The following is a 21,188-nucleotide window of genomic DNA, read 5'->3' on the forward strand; positions in this document are numbered from 1 at the left end:
GATACAAGTAATTTTAAATTCAATACAAAACGGGAGTAGAGTTGATAAGGATAGATAAAAATTTAAGCATTATGTGAGAAGGAAACAAGAAATGAAGGGAATTTCTAAAAGTATAATCGCCATAATAATAGTTATAATAGTCATCATAGCTATATTAGGTGCTTACTTAGTTCTAACATCCCATAAGCCCACTACTTCAACTACTACCTCGCCTGCTATAACATCTAGTGTTACCCTCACTGTGGTTACTTTTTCAGGTGAATCAGCTCAATTTATTCAATATGCAGGCGAATTATTCTCACAAGAGCATCCTGGCGTAACAGTTAAGGTCATTACGTATCCATTCAGTAATTATATTGATCAAGAACTTTCCGCGCTAGAAAGCCATTCAAGTGAGTATGATATAATAGGTTTCACGTCAACCTCTGCCCAAAGAGTAGCTCCATACTTGTTACCCCTAAATACTTCATTATTTAATATGACAGATCTCATAGGACCACAAGAAGCATTTGGAGGAATTATCTACAACTCTACTCTAGGTAAAAATATAACAATTGGAATAGCATATGAAACAGCAGTTTACTTAATGGCTTACAAACCTTCTATATTTCAAAACGCTACTTTAGCTAATGAATTTTATCAAGAATATCATATAAGTTTTAATCCATCTACATGGCAAAACTGGACTGATGTATTAGATGCTGATCAATTCTTAGTATCCCACAATATCACTAAATATGGTTTTCTGATAGATGATCACGTAGCTCATGGCATCATAGATGCTTATCCAGCTGTTTTTGGGTGGTATTATGCTAGAAATAATACACTGAACCATGGTTTAGTCGGAGGTATTCCAGGGTTTAACATAATGTTTGAAGGTTACATACCCCCTGGTTTCTCCTTCCCCCTTCCGTCCTTTAACTCGACATCTGGCTTAGAAGCTTTAGAAGTTTACAAATCACTAATAAGTTATGAACCTTCTCCGTCTTCAATTCAAATAAGCTATGATAATCTAGCGCAATTTTATCCAGATGCTGCTGGAGCTTTCCTCTTTACCAGTCAGCTATCATCATTTAACACGTCTCAGTTACAAGACACTTACTTGGCTCCATTGCCTGGAGGCTATGCTGAAACCGGGACTGACTTCTTAGGTATAAGTAAATATTCTACGCACGTAGAATTGGCAGAAGAATTTCTAGCTTTCTTAGTCTCTCCTAAGGTTCAAACTATCGCTTTTCTAAAGTTCAGCAAGTTCCCAGTATCGAAAGAAGCTTTCCTAAATTTAATATCAAATACTTCACTACCAACTTATGAGAGGGAATGGCTTTCAGCGGTTTATAATGCGTCGTTAAACGCTTGGGCTAACCCACCTAATATTCCACCTACTTATATCTCACTAATTAGTGACTTCAATAGTCAAGTTTATAATTACTTAACCGGTCAAACATCAGCTCAACAAGCTTTACAGACAGCAGCCTCAGATTGGGTCCAAGCAGAAGCATCGTATTATGGGTAAAAGTTATGAGCGTCGAGATAGAGAGACTGTCTAAAAAATATGGTAGTAATTATGCAATAAGGGAAGTAAGCCTAAAAGTAGAAAAGGGAGAATTTTTTATAATATTAGGTCCTTCTGGTTCTGGGAAAACTACGTTCTTACGTTGCATTGCAGGTTTAGAGAAAGTGGATAGTGGGAAAATATTAATAGATAATAAGGATGTTACTAATTTGCCACCTGGAAAAAGAGATATAGCAATGGTTTTTCAAAACTTTGCTCTTTATCCTAATAAGACAGTTTATGAAAATCTTTCGATGCCTATAGAGCGTTTTGATAAGTCAGAGAGAGAGAACATAATTATTGAAGTGTCTAAAAGATTAGGAATATATGAGTTACTAGACAGATATCCTTCAGAGTTGTCTGGTGGGCAGCAACAAAGAGTGGGTTTAGCAAGGGCTCTAGTTAGAAAACCAAAGGTATTTTTAATGGATGAACCGTTATCAAATTTAGATGCACCACAAAGGATGTCCGCGAGAAGATTAATCAAAGAAATTCAGATCGAGAACTCAATCACTACCCTTTACGTTACACACGACCAGACTGAAGCGATGGCGTTAGCAGATAAGATAGCGATAATCGATAAGGGGCAGATCATCCAAATCGGATCACCAGAAGAGATATACCAAAATCCTGTTAACTCCTTCGTCGCGTCTTTCTTCGGAAATCCACCTATGAGCATAATGGATGGTAAGGTGATAGGCTTAGAAGGGAAAATAGGTATTAGGGCTGAAGACGTTATTTTGGGCGAGGGGAGGTATAAGGGTGTAGTAAAAGACGTAGAATTTTGGGGGGATAGATACTTGATATATATATCGTTTAATGATCAAGAAATAAGGGCTTTCTCTAAGAATAAACTCAAAATTAATCAAGAAATTAAGTTCAATTTGATTAGTATAAAGAGGTTAGAATGAATGAAGTACTCCTCGCCTTATTTGGTTTATATCATCGCTTTTGGTTTCCTTCCTTTCATATATACGTTTATTTTCTTAGGAGTAAATTTTGATAAGGCTTTTACTGGGTTTTCTCTAGTACCATTCCCAAAAATAGTATATAATACTTTATATTTCTCTTTATTAACAGCATTTTTCTCCTCTATAATTGGAACTTTCTTGGCAGTAGGCGTAGATATGTTAAGTAAGGGGAAGAGGCTAATTTCTCTCTTGGTTATGTTACCTTACACGATTCCTTTTACTTCTTCTGCACTAATTTGGACAATAAGCCTCTACGGAAATTATGGTTGGTTTTCTTATTTATTTGGATTAAGATATGACCCACTTTACTTCTCTTCAACAGCCCTAATTGCGGTAACCGGTGTAAGTATCTGGTCTTCAATACCAATGCCTTTTTTAATCATGTTATCTACTCTAAGATCAATACCTAATTATGTTAAGGAAGCTTCGAAAATAGATAATCTTCCATTATCTGAATACTATTTTAGAGTAGCTTTACCGATGGCTGGAAAAGCTTTCTGGATATCGTTTCTCTTAGAGTTTATAATAGCTTTAGGTAACTTTGATTTGCCATATGTTTTAACCTCAGGTGGTCCATCATATTCCACAACTACATTATCGCTTTTAGTGTATGACGAAATGTTTTCTTTAGGTAACTTCTCTGGAGGAGCTTTAGCTGCAGCTATCCTTAGTGTATTCGCTACTATACCATCTATCGCACTATTAATGTTGTTGAGAAGTAAGAAATCTGGATGGTTATCTTTAAATATAAAAATACCGGATAAAATATTCAAAGTAATTATATTTATATTTCTTGCTATTGTCACATTTTTCATGGATTTCCCTATTTACTGGATGTTTTTAGTCGCATTTAGAAGTGCATCCTTAGATTTCCGCTATCCTCCAATTATAATACCAGAAGATCTTACTGCAAAGTATTTTATGCAAGCAATTTTAAGTTCTATACCTTACATGATCTCAAGTATAATAGTAGCAATTTCTGCCTCATTGATAACCGTATTACTTTCACTACCTTCAGCCTATGAGATATCTAAGGGGAAATTAAGATGGTTGTTACCAGTCTCAATCTACCTATATTCTTTACCCTCTACGTCCTTCGTAATACCACTGTATATATTTTTCTCCAATACAAATTTGCTGAATACTTGGGAGGCATTAATAATTTCAACACCAATATTTACTGCAACTTTCGCAGTTTGGTTATTCTTTAACTATTTCTTAGGATTCCCTAAAGCATATGAAGACGCTGCAGAAGTTTTCTCGATTAAGAGAAAGCTGACTAGAATAATAATGCCCTTATCTAGGACTACTTTATTTTCAGTACTTTTATTATCCTTTATATTCAATTGGCATTTATTGTTTTATCCATTAATATTTACTCAAACTCCGTATAATTTTTCTTTTCCTCCACAAGGGGCTCAAACTATAACAATATTTGCATTACTGGCTATAGGAAACGAAAGTATAAACTGGGGGCTATTGGCTTCTTCAGCACTTGTTGCATCATTTCCAGTTATGATTTTGACCTTAATAGCATTAGATAGAGTATTAAGAGGAGGATATGAGGGAGGATTAAAGTTTGTATAGCTATGATTATAATATACTGAAATTTCACTCAATGAAACTTTAAAGATAACGATAGACTTTTTAAGGAAGAAACACTGATACTGAATTGATGAATAAACTATTAATTGCAGGTGTAATTTTAATAATACTAATAGCTGGAGGGTTATATGGTTACTATTATTTTTCTACTGGAACAGTAAAAATATACTTGCAAGATGCTCCTAGTAGTTCACAGTTGCTAAAAATATACCTAACAATTTCATCAATCATGATACATAGAACTAATTCAACCAACAGTTCAGCTTGGATAACAATATCTAATAAGACAATAACCGTATTACTCAGTTCAAATATGACGTTCTTAACTTCAGCTAGAATACCAGCAGGTGAATATAATGAAATATTTTTGCAAATATCAGCTGCACAAGTTACTATAGGAAATGTTAACGTTTCAGCTAAACTGCCTAGTGAAGTTCTTAAAATACATATTATAAATGGTATGGATTTGAAAGGAGGTTCTACTGAATCACTTTTGATTAGTTTCCCACATATCGCATACGCTAACGGTCAAGTGATAATAAGCCCGTCTATTACAGCTCAAGTCATTAGTTAAGTTTTCAGCAAAATAAAAACTCTAAATTAAGCTGTTCCATTTTTTTGAAATTGACAAGCTATTGTAACATTAATAGCACTTTTAAATATAAACTCCTTTTGGCATCTTATGCAATATATTTGTCCTTCGTGTAATACTAATGCTTATTCAATTACCTCTCTTAAGAAGCATTTTAGAAAATCTCACTTGAGCAAGTGTGAAATTTGTAATTATGTTAGCAAGAACGTAGTTCATCATTATAGAAGGTTAGCATTACAAGGTGATGAAAAACATTTAGTATTATGGTACCTTTCAACTAACTTAAAGGACTCAGAAATAAAGGTAGAGCTGAAGAAAAGAGCAGTCTATTTATTAAGACGTAATTATATAGCAGAAGAGGTAGTCATAAGTTAGATAAGTTCTTACTTATCTGAGAAAAAAGAATTTATTCAAATTAGGTAAAAATTATTCGACGATACGATATGAAGTTAGGTTAATAAAAGTTTATGTACATATAAATGTATATGATGGATTTAGATTCTAAAGGAAAAGGTATGCCTTTTGAATTCTATGGAGCTTACTATCCACCTATATACTCTAAGCTAAAGGCTAAAAACTTGAGAGAGCTGGTAATAGGTATAAGAAACGCCGATAAGTACTCATTATTTTATCACGTTTTTCATCCCATTTTCTCCTCTCACTTAATCCCTGAAGAATACTCAAATGATTTCGCTCACTGGATAGCCGAAAACCTTGGCTATAAGGAATTGGCTGAGTTAGTCTCTGACATCCCCGGAGCAGAGCCTAGAACCGTTGAAGATATTAGAAAAGATCTAATTGAAATTCTGGAGCCTAGAGCAGATGATAAAATAGCGTTATATCCCTTTGTTTTCATTTCTTGCAGACCAATAGTATATAAAACAAATTATAGCGCAAATACTTTAGCAGAATTTCTTGATTTAATACAGCAAATTCCATCTAGATCCCTAGTATGGCATTTTGTGGCAAAAAGGGTCTTAGGATATTCTAAGAGAAATGATTTCTCTGAATGGATAGAAATGAATTTTGGTTTGACAGATGTAGCTGAGGCTTTGAGCAAATTAGATCCTCAAACGTACGTTAATGAAGAAATTCTTAGGAAAGATATAATCAAAACGTTAGAGAGGGGGTTGTTAAAATGATAGAAAAATATGAGAAATTTATAGGGGAACACGAGCTGGATGCAATATTCAGAATTGCTGAAAAAATAAAGGATTTGTCTATTTTACACGTGAACTCAACAAAGGCAGGAGGAGGAGTTGCTGAAATATTGAACAGAATGGTTCCATTGATGAAGGAATTAGGGCTCAATGTAGATTGGAAGGTAATTAAGGGGGATAGCGATTTTTTTAATGTTACGAAATCTTTTCACAACGCACTACAAAACGGCGTAGGTAATATAACAGAGGATTACTTTAAAATATATGATAAATGGCAAGAGGCTAACCTATCTGAGGTACCAATGGATTACGATATAATGTTTATACATGATCCTCAACCAGCTGGACTTGTAAGATTTAAGAAAGGCAATAGCAAATGGATTTGGAGATGTCATATTGATATTTCAAACCCTTATCAGCCTGTGTGGAATTTTTTGAAAAAATATATTTCCCAATATGATAGCGCGATCATATCAGTACCGTCATTCGGAAGAGATGATCTAGAAATTCCTCAGTTCATAATTCCTCCTTCAATAGATCCCTTGAGTATTAAAAATAGGCCTATTCCGGATACTACAATATTAAGGATATTACATAAGTTTGATTTGTCTGAGGAAAAACCTTTAGTTACGCAAGTATCTAGATTTGATTACGCTAAAGATCCTTTAGGTGTCATTCAAGCGTATAAAATGGCAAAGAGACATGTGGATATTCAATTATTATATGTTGGAAGTCCAGCTACTGATGATCCTGAAGGTGAAAAAGTATATAATGAAGTTGTTAAAGCCTCACAAGGTGATAAGGACATTCATTTATTATTGTTACCACCCTATAGTGATTTAGAAATAAACGCCTTTCAAAGAGCTTCAACGGTGGTAATGCAAAAGTCAATAAAGGAGGGTTTTGGATTGACTGTTAGTGAAGCCATGTGGAAAAAGAAGCCTGTCATAGGAGGAAACACTGGGGGAATACCATTACAAGTCATTAATGGGATTACTGGATTCTTGGTAAACAGCCCACAAGGTGCTTCGCATTATATTATCTATCTTATAAGAAACAAAAAAGTTAGAGAGGAAATAGGGAGGAGAGCTAAGGAACATGTGAGAAGAAACTTCTTGATTACTAGAGAGCTGAGAGATTATTTAATGACAATATCATATGTGGCAAATAAATTCTCGGAATGATTTTTCTACAAATATTATCAGATGGATGCAAAAATGCTTATAAATATTTAAGTATATGTTATCTAGTGAAAAAATCAGAGTCGACGAAGCTAACGCCAATCAGTGAGATACTTAGAGATAGAGCCAATTTGTTAATCAGCCTGTACCAACTAAAGGATGAAAAGGAGTTCTACGATAATGTGTTTAATAATATTATCAATATGATACAAAGGGATAACTATCTAATTGGAATTGATGCGTGCTTTCTCATACCTTATATTTTGATTAATAACAATTTTACGTTCGTTCATACATCACAAATCTCAAAATTTGAATTTGATAGTTATGAGGAAATAATTGAATCAATAATAAAGAAGTATTTCTCCTTTTTAAACACGCATCATTTAAGACATTTAATAGAATACTTTTTCCCATACTTACAATCTAATTTTGAAGTTGTTCGAAATGGTAAAACAATAAGTTACAAGATAAGGATAGATAATAATATAGATAAAAATGTGATTAAATATTCATTCAAAATGATCGATCTGTTTATAGAGATCCTCAACTTAGGTAAAATCGTATATGAAGATAATTTTGTAAAAATAGAAGCACAAGTTCAAGAAATTATAGACTTCTCTAAGCATAATCAACACGGTGTGAGAATAAGCGATAAAACAATTTTTAAAAGAGATGATATAGTGAAAAAGTTTATGTTAAACATAAATAACCCAAAATCCATAAACAATATTATATTATATCAAGCTTTAAATATATTTGAGATATTGTATAAAAAAAATCTATTTTTCTATGATGTATTATATAGGCTAAGCGAAATATATGATCTATTTGTGGAATTAAGAAAAACCAGTCATATTCTCGCTCCTAGAACTAGCACTCACCCGGAAATCAACTATCGAGCATTAGATATAGAAATTATGAAGAGAAACATAGAATTATTAATATATCTAATTGATCAGAAATTAAAGTTAATACGAATAAATCCTAAAGAATTAATTATATATCCTGTTGGTAGTGAAAATTCACAATATATCCTAAACTTTCTACATTTTATTTTTGGAGAGTCTGCAAAAATCGAATCCAATAATAACTTTGTTAGATTAAGGATTGATACAGAGATATTTTTACAATAGATATCTAAAACTAGCTAAAAGTATGCTCATATAAGCGTGTACCCTTAAGCTTAATAGCTGTACAAGATATTTAGCATTCAAGGAAAAAACTTAGATATATTTAAGTTATAACATGCGTGGTTACGGTAAAATTACATTTATGAACTAGAAGAAACTACGTATAATCTTTTGATATCCTAACACTAAACTAACATAATATAAAGTTAAAGCATTATCAATATTAATTGAGGCTTAAGTAGAAATACTATATAATATAGGGTAACCTCAAACTATTGATTATCGAATGAGGATAATACTAAACATAGAAAAGTCTTAATGAAAAATTTTATAATATGTAAATTAAACGAAAGTCCTATATGAGTTCTCCTTCAGAAACTTCCTCGCATAGCTGGAGGATTGGAAACAAAATATGGGAGGATCTGGACAGGATATGCACGAAACTGAATATGAAGAAGTCTTATCGTTGCACAGATAAAATAATTGAAAGCGCGATAAAATTAATCGACAGTAATTTAGATATTATAGATTTAAACTTCAAAGAGTCGATAATTGGATTAACATATCTTATTAACTCAAATTTTTTTAATGATCTAATAATTTTTTTAATGAAAAATAATGATAAAATAATGATAAAACTCCTTTCCGATAAGATCATATCTTACATAAACAGTAGCCTAGGAGAGTTGGATATTATTGTTGAGAGTGAGAGCGAAAAATGTAAATCGCTGAAAAGAATATTAGGCAGTATTATCATTTCATTATCTAGTTTATTTGGTAGTGAATTGAAATTAAGAGTATTAGGGAGAGAAGAAGATATTAGAAGTATTGAGATATTTTCACCAACAAATAACGTCACCTTGCTTTCGTATTTGAATGATATGATACAAAGATTTTCAGAAAACTATGTTGATATCATAAGACTGAGTGATCGATGTGATAAATCTCAAATATGTATTTCTTTTTCTCTGTGTAGTTGATCTTTTTATGCATTTAAGAAGATCGCTAATAAATCTCTCCAATTACTCATTGAGAAAATCCCTTATTTTTCCCATAATCTTATCTATGCATTCAGAGGAATAATAGATAGTAATTTTATCTTCTATATTTATGATAGTTGAGTTTGGATCTAAGCCTAATCCATTTAAGTTTACCTCATCACTACAATCCTTTTTATGCCTTCTTATCAAATCAAGTATATTTTCTTTTTCTCTAGCAATTTCACCGACTGTTAATCTAAGTAAAGAGGATATTGAACTAAGACTATACTCGCCACTTATTTTTACATTTTTTAAAAGATAATTAATAGAAGCTAATAAATCGTCTAATATCTCATTACCGATTCTTCTGCAAGGCAATGGTGAGATAGTTAGAATATTCCTTAAGTTCTCTATGGAATAGGGGTTCTTAGCCCTATATCTATTAATTAAATGTACGCCCAATACGTAGTACGTAGCCCCCTCGAGCAACTCAACATCAAAATAAATTTTTCCATCCTTAATCTGCATATTACTCATTAGAAACTTTTCAAACTCTTCTTCACTCATTAGATCTTTTACATCTTCTATCGAGTGAAGGGCTAGAAGCGGAAAGCAATTAGTAATACTAAAGGCGAATTTCTTTATCTCAGACCTTCCCATTATTTGAGGCAGTTTAACTTGTTTCTCTGTTCTAAATATTTTTAGTTCCCGCAACAAATATTGAAATAGACTAACGCTATTAACATCTTTAACAAAATGTGAAATAGTCTGTATTTCTCCTGTGTCTTTAGAAGAGATTATTCCAAAATACATTTTTTCAGAATACGTAAGTAAAATATCATTCATAGCAACCTCTAGGCTTTGCTGAACCAGGGAGGAAAAAGCTGATTCTGCATGAGAAATATCAAGCAAAATTAAATTTGGTAGGGTTTCTCTTAAGGTCTTGTAAATACTAACATAACTAAAGAATAGTGAGGTACCCAAATTTACCGTATCCTCAAATGGTATTACATCTATTTTTTCTATCTCTTGATCTCTAAATAAAGAATATAGTTTATTTAATAATTCTTCATAGGTGTTAAAGGTGATATTCTGCTTATCTCTCAGTTTTGAGGGAATTAAAACTAAAACTTTAACATCGTGTTTATCCTGCTTTAAATATGTTTTTTCAGCTAGAAATGAATATTTAGATTCAATCTCGACGGGAGATCTTCCCCAATTAATTATATCTAATGGGATATATTTTTCAACCCTTTGGGAAAGATCCGTTAAAGGTGCTATGATTAATATTTTCATTTACTATTGTATTCATTATAATTTTTAAAGCTATTCTTGAATCTTTTTTAAAAGGCAAAGCATAGGTAAGAAACATATAAAAACCAAGGCTTAGTTATTAGTTAGTATGAGGAGATGGACTGCCGGATTATTAACATTATTTATTATATTAGTAATAGCCATATCCGTAGTCTTCGTTTTATCTAATATTTTACACTTAATTACACTAAGTATCTCACTAATTATATATGCTATTCTAATATTGACAACTGGAATAGTGTTAACGAGCTTAATTTCGGATTTTATCAAATCACAGAAGTTATCTAGGCTTCTTGGAGCTACAGTAAGTGAAGGTTTATCTCTAATGATAAGAGTAATAGGATATACAATCTCTATTATTGCAGTTTTATCATTATTTAAAATAGGCATTACGAGTATACTATTCGGTAGCACTGCTATTGGTCTCATTTTAGGATTAGCATCACAAGACGTGCTATCTAATATATTTGGAGGCATAGTACTTTTCATAAGTAAACCGTTCGGAGTAGGAGATAGAATAACTTTTACCACTTGGCAATATGGATTGATAGCTCCAACTTTTCCTCCTAAGTATTTTAATAATGATTTCTTAATTCCTGGGTATACTGGCGTAGTCAAAGATATTTCTTTAATGTGGACTACCATACTGACAGATGATAATATTATCATGAAAATTCCTAACAGCATTATGATACAAGCTGCAGTTCTTGTTCATGACGAAGACTATAGAAGAGTAAGAACTAGATTTGAGGTCAGTAAAGATATCGACCCAGATCTTTTTATAACCAAAGTAAAGTCTGAATTATCAGAATTAGACATATTTGTCGGAGAACCCGTAGTAAGGGTTATTGAAACAACCTTAAGTACTTACGTAATCGTAGTTGATGCATTAGCTAAGGGACAATATGAAGAGCCAATAAGAGATCAAGTGCTTAGGAAATTAATAAATATTCAGAAACAATTATTAGAGAAGACTAAAGCCGTAAATACTTAGGAAAGTTTAGTATATATGTGATAAGGAGATTACTAAAAGTATTCTTTAAACTAGCCCCTAGGATATTAGCTTACAGAAGATTTAGACAAATGATCTTAGAGGACAAATCAATAGATGAAAGAGAAGTTAGTCAAGAAGCTAAGAAGTTTGTAGATACTTTGATAGAGCTAGGTCCAACATTTATAAAATTCGGTCAAATCTTATCTGTAAGACCAGATATAATGCCTGAAACTTACATAAAAGAGTTATCTAGGCTTCAAGACGAGGTACCACCAGCACCATTTAACGATGTAAAGGAAATTCTAAAGGAGGATTTAGGTGATGAAATAAGCATTGTTAGTGAGGAACCCATCTCCTCTGCTTCATTAGGACAAGTGTACTTAGGAGAGTATAAAGGTAAAAAGGTAGCTATAAAGGTAAATAGACCTAGGATAAAAGAAATAGTAAGTGAAGATATAGAAGTTATGAAGAGATTATTTCCTTTACTTAAACTAGTTTTTGATGAAGGTTTCTTAGAAATAATAAAGGTTTTCATGGACGAATTCTCTAAAAGAATATTTGAGGAAATGGATTATACTAGAGAGGCGTTTTATTTAAATAAGATAAGAGAAGAACTGTCTGATTACCCATCCTTGAGAATTCCTAACGTTATCAAAGCTACTAAAAGAGTTCTAGTGATGGAGTATATAAAAGGGTATAAAGTAACTAGTGACACTGCCAGAAAAATAATTAATGAGAATATTCTAGCTTATAGGGTTTTCAGATTATTCATGTACATGCTATTGAATAAGGAGTACTTCCATGCAGACCCTCATCCCGGTAATATTGCAGTGGACGATGAGGGAAATATAATCTTATATGACTTCGGAATGAGTGGTAGAATTGATGAAAAAACTCGGACCTTATTGTTAAGAGCGTATGTAGCAATGGTAAGAATGGATGCTGAAGCTTTGGTCAGAGTATTAGATGAATTAGGAGCAATACAACCATTTGCCGATAGGAGAGTGCTAACTATGGGATTAAAATTATTTATGCAGTCCATGCAAGGTATAGAAATAAGTGAGCTAGAGTTACAAGATTTTGTACAACTAGCAGATCAAGTTTTCTTCAAATTTCCCTTAAGAATGCCGTCCAGGTTAGTCTTACCATTTAGAATGATAAATGTTTTAGAAGGCACTTGTAGGGAAATAGATAGTAATTTTGATTTCGTAAAATCATCCATAACTTTTCTAGAAGAGGAAGGATATACTACGAAAGTTGTAATTGAGCAAGCGAGAGAGTTATTAAATGGACTAATTAATAGGTTTAGGAACTTTCTTCTATCGTATCCACAATATCAAACAGAAATTACACAAACAAGGAAGAAAAATTCAATAACTGATTATTTACCACAAATCATAATAATTGTATCGATAATAGTTTATATCCTAACCAAAAATATCATACTAACCTTACTTATAATCGTATTAGCTATCTCCATTTATGGTAAAAAGTAGGTTTAAAAAAATTACTCTATTTTGACTGAAACAGCCCCCTCTATAGGTACTCTGATAGTTAATACACCATTATCATATTTAGCAGAAACTTGAGCATCCTTCTTAACTTTAGCCGGTAAGTTAATTCGCCTATAAATTTTAAGAGGTCTTTGTGTTACGTACTTAGTCCCAATATACTGAATATCTCTAGTCGCAGATATAGTTAGAACATTATCTGCCGTTAGTCTTACATTAATCTTATCCTTGCTAAAGCCTGCTAAATCAGCTATAATAACTAGCTCTCCTCCTTCCTCATAAATATCAATAGGCGGTGCCACTGACTCATAAAACTCTCTACTTAATTCATTTAATTTTCTACCTATCTCTCTCATAATTACGTCCATCAAAAATTATCACCTTCTCCTCCATTGCCATAAAGCCCTTAATAGCCTATAAATCATATACCATCTTATTAGTCTTCTCATATTCTTCTATTTCCTGCAATTCATTATAAAGGTTTTCTTATAAAATTTACAGCTCTAGTTAGCTTCTACAGTAATTTTTATGGAACAATATTTAATATATAAATTTTATGATAAACTTTACATAATATATTGAACAGAAAAGACATCTTGACATTTTAACGAAATTATATTGAATGGAAAAATTTATTAGTAATTCTACAATAATATACCCATGCAAAAGATATATACAGGTAGATCCATAAATATACCTTTATTAGTACAAGAAATAAATAATTTACTACTAAGCGAAGGATGGGAGTCATCCATGATGCAAAATCCAATGCCTCCGATGATGCCTGGAATGACATACTATGACTATACCATAAGAGCAATGAAAAAAGGACATCTCCACCATGTCGAAAATATTATTATCAGAGTAACAGGACAACCCACTGACTTTAAGATAATTGTTGAGGAAGAGCACATTGGTCCTCTAGGCAGAGAGTTAATAAACCACAAATTATTCACTAATATAGACAAGCAAATCAATGATGGACTATTTGACATGCCAGTTTATTACCAACAAACTCCCCAACAAGCATCAATACCACAACAAACTTCAATACCACAACAACCTATGACCCAAGGATTAAGATGTCCTTCGTGCGGAGTACTTAATCCCCCAACTGCTAAATTCTGTTCAAATTGTGGGTATAAACTCAGTTAGAATGGCTCGGGATCATCATCTATCAAGCCGAGCCCTTATCAGCACCCAATATATTAATCCTGCTGAGAAAATATTAAGTTTTTTATTTCTGCTCTAATGTATAGTTTGTACATTCTAATCCTACGCTCTAGAGCTCTAATTATGTCATTTCAGCACTTCCAAGGACGAGTATTATAAAAAATTAAAGCATCATAAATGTGAGTGTGATAAACACTATTGCAATCACAACTAACATCGTACCGATAGTATATAGATCTCTCCTAATTTTTGGAAATAAATTAAAATGTGCTATACCTACATAAGTTGCTCCGAAGAACGCCATTATTAGAGCTAATATTGCAAACGAAATTTTTATAAAAATGATTATTGGTATCATACTCATATATCATATTATTGTTCACAAATATATATTTTACTTTCATTAAACACATAGCAAGTATTATGGAGTTTATATATCTTCAAGGTAATACAATTCCTAGTCATTAATCCTCCTAATAACAATAGGAGTATTATGGATAAGATTTATTAATTTCGTCGTATTATCTATAAAAGTTTAGATAATACTTCTTACAACATGAGGAAAGCGTCATCCTTTAGGGCTTGAAGAAAGTTAGTGAACTACATAAAATGTGCTTGATACTCAGCAAAACTACCTTTAGGTCATCCTTCACGATAAGGTTGCTAATGCATGAATTCTGACTTTAATTTTACATTAAAATACTATATTTAATCTTACTATATATGTATAAAATTTTAGATTATTATTAATATATATTTTTATGTTATACGTTTACACTCTCAATATTTTATTATAGTTAATTTATAATACGAGACTATGACTGTATTCAAGAATTTTTAAATTAACGGCAATTTACCACAACGCTTAAATCTTTTTGTATATTAAAAAATCAAATGATGAGATGGGAATTAGTTGCATTAATACTTTTAATTATGCCACAATTATCAATATTAAGCATAAGTCATACACCATATTTGAGCAAACCTCTACCATTATCAATGGTAAATGGTGATTCCCCGCTAAATTTCTACGATGAACAGTTATTCATGATGCTTAATACTTATCCAGTAAGTACAAACTTCACAGCCTACGTTTATGCTATTGCGCAGTCTAGTACATCAGGTTATGGTCCTGCTTACTTAATAAATGCTGTAACTAACACTGACTGGTGGTATCAATTAGGTATAGCTTACAATTGGCCATTTAGTAATGGAACGTTTGATCCGGGATTCCACATGATTTATATGGTATGGGCTAGCAACGGAAGCCCAGTCCGAGGACCAGTACTATTGAATTTTAATGGAGTAGTTCAGGGTGGAGATGAAATAATGTTAGAAATGTATTTCTTAAGCGGAAATATGGTATTATGTGCTTATGATACGGTAACTCATTCTAAGGCTATAGCTTTAGTTCCAGCTAATGGAAGCCAAATAGTAACTAGTCTTAATTTAGTTAACCACGGATACTTTACTGGGTTAATGACAGAATGGTACCATTTAAGACCGTATTATGGTAGTGAGGAAGGAGTAATATACAAACTACCCAGTTTCTCTGGTTACTTTTCTTTGGGCGTAAATGAATTTTATAACTCTTCTGGTAACGTAAATACTTTGTTTTATTCTATTAGTGATTTCTCTCCTTCAAATAATTATACTTTTTATAACTTAACTTATGGTGGAGCTTTCGAGACGTCTAATGGCATATACTATGTTACTGGCAGTCTTTATCCAATTCTCATAAATTACAAAATAATTGGAGGTAATTTTAATGAAAAACTCCCCGTAACTTATTACTCTAATTATCAAAAGATAACCACCTATATGCCTTCCTTAATATTCGTAAATCCTGGCAGTAATATTACTGTTCCTACAGAAATAGTTAATGGTTTAAGCAGAATTTACTTGATCAATCAAACCCCTATAAAGGCGTTAAAAGTAGGGAATCTAACACTTTATTACCAATTACAATATTACGTGGGTATAAACATCAATGTTAATGCCACAGTTAATGGGGTTACTACCATCTTATCTAGTGGATGGTATAATTCTTCTTCAACAATATCAATTAATCCATACACTTATTATTCAAATGATTCCAGAATTTATATTATTTCCGTAAATCCTTCTAAGCAATTTGTATTAAACTCTCCAGTCAATTTGACAGTTAATTATGTACTACAATACTATGTTTATGTAACGTCACAATTTCCCCTCTATGGTTCAATAAATGGAACTAACACAACGATACAAAGTAATTGGTACAATAGTGGAACGATTATCAAAGTGTTTAACATTACTCTATATTTAAATAATGAAACCAGAATCATATACACGAGAATACTTCCAGCTACCTACATAATTGTAAATAGATCATATACTTTTTACGTACAAGAACTCATACAATATTATTTAAGTCTAGTGTCACAAATCCCGGTTTACGCGTTAATAAATGGCACAAACCAAAGCCTAAAGAGTAACTGGTTCAATACGGGTACGGTAATACAAGTAGAAAATATAACAATTTATGGACCAAACAATCAATACAGATACATAATCACTAGTATATCACCTTCAAGCACGTTCGTAGTTGATAAACCAATAGCTCTAAGAATCTACGTAGTTAAACAATTTCCAGTAATTGTTAAGTCCCCAATACCGGTTTACGCGTTAATAAATGGCACAAACCAAAGCCTATCCTCATTTATGTGGATTAATAATGGTACTAGACTACAAATACTTAATGTAACACATTATGTTAATAATGTAACAAGATTAATAATTGTTAAAATATTACCATCATCCAATATTACTGTTATTACTCCGCTAAATATTTCTATATCTACGATAACGCAATACTACTTGGAATTATTCTCAAATTACCCAGTTTACGTCTCCTCAAATGGTAAAAACGTCACATTACAAACCAATTGGTACAATAATGGAACACAATTTACCATATATAGAATATGGTATATCAATCAGCTTGAAAGGCAATATCTAAGTGTTTTGTTAATTAACGGATCGAAAGTCCTCGAAAACATAATAAGTGTCAATGAACCAATAAGGTTAGATGTATATTACATAATACAATACTATATCGGACTAGTTTCCAATATTCCTATAAAAGCTATTGTAAATACTTCTCTAATTACTTTCTCTTCAGGGTGGTATAATAAAGGTAGTTCAATAGTAATTTTGAATAATACGTATTATCCAACCTCCGACGTTAGGTACGTAGTTTTGAGAATCTCGCCACAGAATTTCACGGTTAATGAGCCCATAAATATCTCTGTAGTCACTGTAGAACAATTCCTAGTTAAGATAAATATTCCAATAGTAATATATATAAATAATTTAAGTATAAATACTAGTGAACTGTGGGTAAATAATGGCCAAGCAATAAAAATACCGCAGTATATCAATATAACAAGCAATGAAAGAATTCTCTACAATACTACCCAATACGTATACAATGTAACGTCTCCTTTAAACGTTGAAGTATCTCCAATAAAGGAATACTTAGTTACAATAAATGGAGTTTCAGAATGGTTACCGGTTGGAAGCGAAGTAACATTAACGGAAAGCTTACCTATATATCTTCAAGGAAAATGGGTTGGTACAGAAAACGTGAGTAACGGGGAAACCATAACTGTTAGTCAACCGATAACAGAAACGTTTATTAAAAATATAAGCAGTGTCTTTCTAGGCGGTATAATCTTAGTAATAGCAATAATAATAGCTGCAATTCTGATACTTATTTTAAGAAGACCTAAAATATAATTTAAATTAATTATCTTATTTTTTTAGTTACAATCAAATTAATTATTATTAATGTAATTAATGAAAATAGTATAGACAACAACAAATTGATGTATAGTAAAACAATAGCTATACCAACTATTGCATTTATTTCAATTTCTCTTATTATTAACGAAATCGGATCTGCTATTCTAATTCCTCTTCCCTTAAGCACGCTATTATATGATATTAATAAGCTGGTCTCTATGCTGGCTACTGTTGACGGTAATAATATAATTCCAGTTAATCTTCCCGTAAAAAATGTAAATATTAAAGCACTTATAAAATATATTAAACTTATTATTATTAGTTTTGATAGGAACGAATTCCTTAAACCTGATGGAAGAGTTAAAAGAAGTTGTATTCCAGAAGCTTCTATTAATATCATTGTAATAGAAGAGGTAGTTATCATAAAAATTAAGTAAAATATTGAATATTGCTGAAGAATTAGAGTAAATATTATGGCAAATATCGGGATAGCTAATAAGAAACTTGCTTGAGGTACTCTGATTAACCCTCTAACATCCTTGTAAAGATAAGCGAAAATGGGTTTACGTAACTTAATTGAGTATCTAGTGAATTTTGCTACCTCGATTCTCGCTTTCGCAAAACTTGCAACTTGCCTATAAACGGACAAAATTGATAAGAAAACATATACAATGGAAAGTAAGAAGCCATAAGTGTTCACAAAATCAAACGGGAATATTGGCAGAAAATATATGGGCAGGATAGATTTATAAATTATTTGATATGATGGAAAAATCACAAAAAGAATCCATATAAACGAAGTTCCTACTCTAAAGAGAGTAGATGCGATACCTAACTTAATTCTCTTACCTAAGAATAAGACCAGCGAAAACGACAATGAAAAGAAAAATAAGACTTCGAGTTCAACCAGAAGAGCTTGGAGAATAGATGAGGTCATAACAAAAGTTGTAATTGGAGATAAAATCACAGATATCAGAAAGCCTTGATAAAAGAATTCAAAAACTCCTCTAACAATCGCTCTACTCACTTGTGATTCGGTTAGAGGTAATGTAAGTAAAAAAGTCCTCAAATCATAATTATTTACGAAAAAAATTACATTTAAACCTGAGGTTATCATGTTTGCAAAAATTATTAGATCCAAAAAAGTAAATGCTAAGGGTGCATTTTCAGAAAATTTTGAAATAAATCCAGAAATTAACGTTGCTATTAGATAAGCAATGATATTACTTAGTTTTATGGTAGTAGCGCTCCTTCTTACCCTATTTATCACATCAGCTCTAGGAGTTAGACCAAAGGATCTACTAGTATAAATAAGATATACTATCTGTCTGTAAACAATGTCGTAGATTTTTTTCTCGACATCGCTCATTCTAATCCCTTTAGTATCTCTTTTACCTGCTCTTCTAAACCAGTTATTGTTAGGAATATTTCCTCTAATGATTTACCTTTTTCCCTTATTCCCTCAGAGCTAGTCTCCATTATCATTATCCCCTTATTTATTATCCCAATCCTATTGCATATCTTTTCAGCTACTTCCATGATATGTGTAGAAAATAATACTCCACCTCCAGCTTTCACGTGGTTTAAAATTATTTCCTTCAACACTTTCACTGATAGAACATCTAATGCGTTGAACGGTTCATCTAAGATTAATAATTTCGGTTCGTGTAATAGTGAAAGTATTATCGAAACCTTTTGCTTATTTCCCATTGACAATGACGCTATTGGAGTGTTCATGTAATTTTCTAGAGAAAACGCCCTAACTAACGCGTTTATTCTATTTAGATCATTTATCTTTCTTAGGCTAGCTACAAAGCTAAATATTTCGGCTGGAGTCATATATTCATAAAGCGTAACTTGCTCTGGAACATAGCCTACTAAATTTTTAACTTCCTTGTCTTTATTACTTTTATCTAAGATCTTTATCTCTCCTTCAAAAGGCACCATATTCATTATAGCCCTAAGAGTACTAGACTTTCCAGCTCCATTTGGGCCTAACAAACAATAAATCTCATTATTGACTGAGAAGGATAAGGAGTTTACGGCAACGAATGAGGCATACTTTACAGTTAAGTTCTTAACATCCAATAGCATTATACACCTATTCTCTCTACTGGTTATTAAAATTTATAAAAAGCATTAAATATATCGATCCTTAGATTTTTAATCAAGAAATATACATTTTACGTTTTGATATCTATATTAAACAAGCAATCTTTGAACAATGCCATGTCTCTATAACTAGTACAGAAGAACTATTACTTTAATGAATTAATTTTAATGATAAATAATTTTAATTCAGATGAAATACTTCTTATCAAAACTAGTCTATTTTTTATGGAGTCAATCTTACTTATCACTTAGGGCTAAATGAGCCGACCTCCTCCCCACCCTAAAGGGCGAGGCTTGACATTTTATTGTTAAATTGGGCCTAAACGTGGTAATAGTTCACTTATCATCTCGAAGGCTAATTGTCTCATTAATACTTTAGTTTAACTATGTTGAATCAGTGTCGATTTTTAATTTTGAAAGAATTTTACTTACTTTTTCTTCTAAATTCCTAAGCCTTCTTTCTAGACCTTGATTATTATCATCTTCATAAAAACCAAAAACTCCTCTCATTTTCATAAATACTACATCCCCTAATCTCTGTAGTTTAGGCTCATAACCATCCTTTACAATTTTATACAATCCTTGAACCTTACCACATCCTATCGGTAAAACCATTATACCTTTATCTTTCAATTGATCATAAATTTTAGAAGGTATAGTAGGAGAAGCCGCCCAAATCACTGCTCTATCATATGGGGAAAGTTTCTCATACCCTAAACTACCGTCACCCTTAATTAAAATCATATTTGGATACCTAGGTGATAGAAGCCTTTTAGCATAATCATACATATAATCGTCTATTTCAATACTTACTACGTTTTTGTCTCCAACTATTTCAGCAATTAAAGCTGTATAATAACCTATTCCGGTTCCGACTTCAAGAACTTTATGCTCTTCTCTTAAATCTAATACATCTAACATTAAAATACCTAAGCTTAACGCAGTGGTAGTTATGTTTGGGGTTATATGAAATGCATCGTTAACATAAGCAGGATCATAGGCAAATTTCTTTAAAACGTCTGGCAAAAAGTCTTCTCTATTAACTTTCATGAAAGCCTTTGCTAGCCTTGGATTCCGTATTGAGCTCAGTATGTTGTTTCTTGCACTCATATTTATATATA

Annotated in this window: 19 protein-coding genes; 13 read left to right on the plus strand and 6 right to left on the minus strand. The window is 32.0% G+C overall.

Annotation, left to right across the window (positions count from 1 at the left end):
• Positions 1–91: 91 nt before the first annotated feature.
• From BFU36_RS09285 to BFU36_RS09325, 9 genes are all read left to right on the plus strand, one after another.
• The gene (locus BFU36_RS09285) at positions 92–1,516 is read left to right on the plus strand and encodes an extracellular solute-binding protein (RefSeq protein ID WP_069284700.1); all 1,425 of its coding nucleotides are present in this window, start codon (positions 92–94) and stop codon (positions 1,514–1,516) included.
• A 5-nt stretch (positions 1,517–1,521) separates the two neighbouring features.
• Entirely contained in the window at positions 1,522–2,466 is a 945-nt protein-coding gene (locus BFU36_RS09290) for an ABC transporter ATP-binding protein (protein WP_069283676.1), read from the plus strand.
• On the plus strand, positions 2,467–4,113 hold the full coding sequence (locus BFU36_RS09295; protein ID WP_069283678.1) for an ABC transporter permease subunit: 1,647 nt from the start codon (positions 2,467–2,469) through the stop codon (positions 4,111–4,113).
• An 88-nt stretch (positions 4,114–4,201) separates the two neighbouring features.
• Positions 4,202–4,705: a DUF4382 domain-containing protein gene (locus tag BFU36_RS09300; protein WP_069283680.1), complete on the plus strand. Its 504-nt coding sequence runs from the start codon at positions 4,202–4,204 to the stop codon at positions 4,703–4,705.
• Positions 4,706–4,891: 186 nt separating this feature from the next.
• A complete protein-coding gene (locus tag BFU36_RS09305; RefSeq protein ID WP_197490526.1) occupies positions 4,892–5,098 on the plus strand; it encodes a hypothetical protein in 207 nt (68 codons plus the stop codon).
• Between the two features lie 110 nt (positions 5,099–5,208).
• The gene (locus BFU36_RS09310) at positions 5,209–5,865 is read left to right on the plus strand and encodes a DUF5752 family protein (RefSeq protein ID WP_069283684.1); all 657 of its coding nucleotides are present in this window, start codon (positions 5,209–5,211) and stop codon (positions 5,863–5,865) included.
• Positions 5,862–7,067, plus strand: a complete 1,206-nt coding sequence (locus BFU36_RS09315; RefSeq protein ID WP_069283690.1) for a glycosyltransferase — start codon at positions 5,862–5,864, stop codon at positions 7,065–7,067. The genes BFU36_RS09310 and BFU36_RS09315 overlap by 4 nt, the downstream gene beginning before the upstream one ends.
• A 65-nt stretch (positions 7,068–7,132) precedes the next feature.
• A complete protein-coding gene (locus tag BFU36_RS09320) occupies positions 7,133–8,200 on the plus strand; it encodes a hypothetical protein (protein ID WP_069284701.1) in 1,068 nt (355 codons plus the stop codon).
• A 356-nt stretch (positions 8,201–8,556) separates the two neighbouring features.
• Complete coding sequence (locus BFU36_RS09325) at positions 8,557–9,177, plus strand: hypothetical protein (protein WP_069283692.1); 621 nt, start codon at positions 8,557–8,559, stop codon at positions 9,175–9,177.
• A gap of 42 nt (positions 9,178–9,219) precedes the next feature.
• Here the strand turns inward: BFU36_RS09325 and BFU36_RS09330 are convergent, their stop codons facing one another.
• Positions 9,220–10,473, minus strand: coding sequence for a TM1812 family CRISPR-associated protein (locus BFU36_RS09330; protein ID WP_069283694.1), 1,254 nt, complete (start codon positions 10,471–10,473; stop codon positions 9,220–9,222).
• Positions 10,474–10,579: 106 nt separating this feature from the next.
• On the opposite strand from BFU36_RS09330, the gene BFU36_RS09335 reads away from it, so the two are divergent.
• Both BFU36_RS09335 and BFU36_RS09340 read left to right on the plus strand, forming a co-directional pair.
• Entirely contained in the window at positions 10,580–11,485 is a 906-nt protein-coding gene (locus BFU36_RS09335; RefSeq protein ID WP_069283696.1) for a mechanosensitive ion channel family protein, read from the plus strand.
• 17 nt (positions 11,486–11,502) lie between these two features.
• A complete protein-coding gene (locus BFU36_RS09340; protein WP_069283698.1) occupies positions 11,503–12,981 on the plus strand; it encodes an AarF/ABC1/UbiB kinase family protein in 1,479 nt (492 codons plus the stop codon).
• An 11-nt stretch (positions 12,982–12,992) separates the two neighbouring features.
• Here BFU36_RS09340 and hsp14 read toward each other — a convergent pair whose 3' ends face one another.
• On the minus strand, positions 12,993–13,367 hold the full coding sequence (gene hsp14, locus BFU36_RS09345) for an archaeal heat shock protein Hsp14 (protein ID WP_069283700.1): 375 nt from the start codon (positions 13,365–13,367) through the stop codon (positions 12,993–12,995).
• 289 nt (positions 13,368–13,656) lie between these two features.
• On the opposite strand from hsp14, the gene BFU36_RS09350 reads away from it, so the two are divergent.
• Positions 13,657–14,151, plus strand: a complete 495-nt coding sequence (locus BFU36_RS09350) for a zinc ribbon domain-containing protein (RefSeq protein ID WP_069283702.1) — start codon at positions 13,657–13,659, stop codon at positions 14,149–14,151.
• A gap of 181 nt (positions 14,152–14,332) precedes the next feature.
• On the opposite strand, the gene BFU36_RS09355 is transcribed toward BFU36_RS09350, so the two are convergent.
• Entirely contained in the window at positions 14,333–14,527 is a 195-nt protein-coding gene (locus tag BFU36_RS09355; protein WP_069283704.1) for a hypothetical protein, read from the minus strand.
• Between the two features lie 536 nt (positions 14,528–15,063).
• Between BFU36_RS09355 and BFU36_RS09360 the strand changes: the two genes are divergently transcribed.
• Positions 15,064–17,949, plus strand: a complete 2,886-nt coding sequence (locus tag BFU36_RS09360; protein ID WP_231961112.1) for a hypothetical protein — start codon at positions 15,064–15,066, stop codon at positions 17,947–17,949.
• Positions 17,950–17,959: 10 nt separating this feature from the next.
• Here the strand turns inward: BFU36_RS09360 and BFU36_RS09365 are convergent, their stop codons facing one another.
• The 3 genes from BFU36_RS09365 to BFU36_RS09375 all read right to left on the minus strand — a co-directional run bounded on the left by BFU36_RS09365 (position 17,960) and on the right by BFU36_RS09375 (position 21,177).
• A complete protein-coding gene (locus tag BFU36_RS09365; protein WP_069283706.1) occupies positions 17,960–19,324 on the minus strand; it encodes a permease in 1,365 nt (454 codons plus the stop codon).
• The gene (locus tag BFU36_RS09370; protein ID WP_069283708.1) at positions 19,321–20,049 is read right to left on the minus strand and encodes an ABC transporter ATP-binding protein; all 729 of its coding nucleotides are present in this window, start codon (positions 20,047–20,049) and stop codon (positions 19,321–19,323) included. Before BFU36_RS09370 ends, BFU36_RS09365 begins: the two co-directional genes overlap by 4 nt.
• A gap of 402 nt (positions 20,050–20,451) precedes the next feature.
• The gene (locus BFU36_RS09375) at positions 20,452–21,177 is read right to left on the minus strand and encodes a protein-L-isoaspartate O-methyltransferase (protein ID WP_069283710.1); all 726 of its coding nucleotides are present in this window, start codon (positions 21,175–21,177) and stop codon (positions 20,452–20,454) included.
• Positions 21,178–21,188: the final 11 nt, after the last annotated feature.

This window comes from Sulfolobus sp. A20 (genome assembly GCF_001719125.1).
Taxonomy (GTDB): domain Archaea; phylum Thermoproteota; class Thermoprotei_A; order Sulfolobales; family Sulfolobaceae; genus Saccharolobus.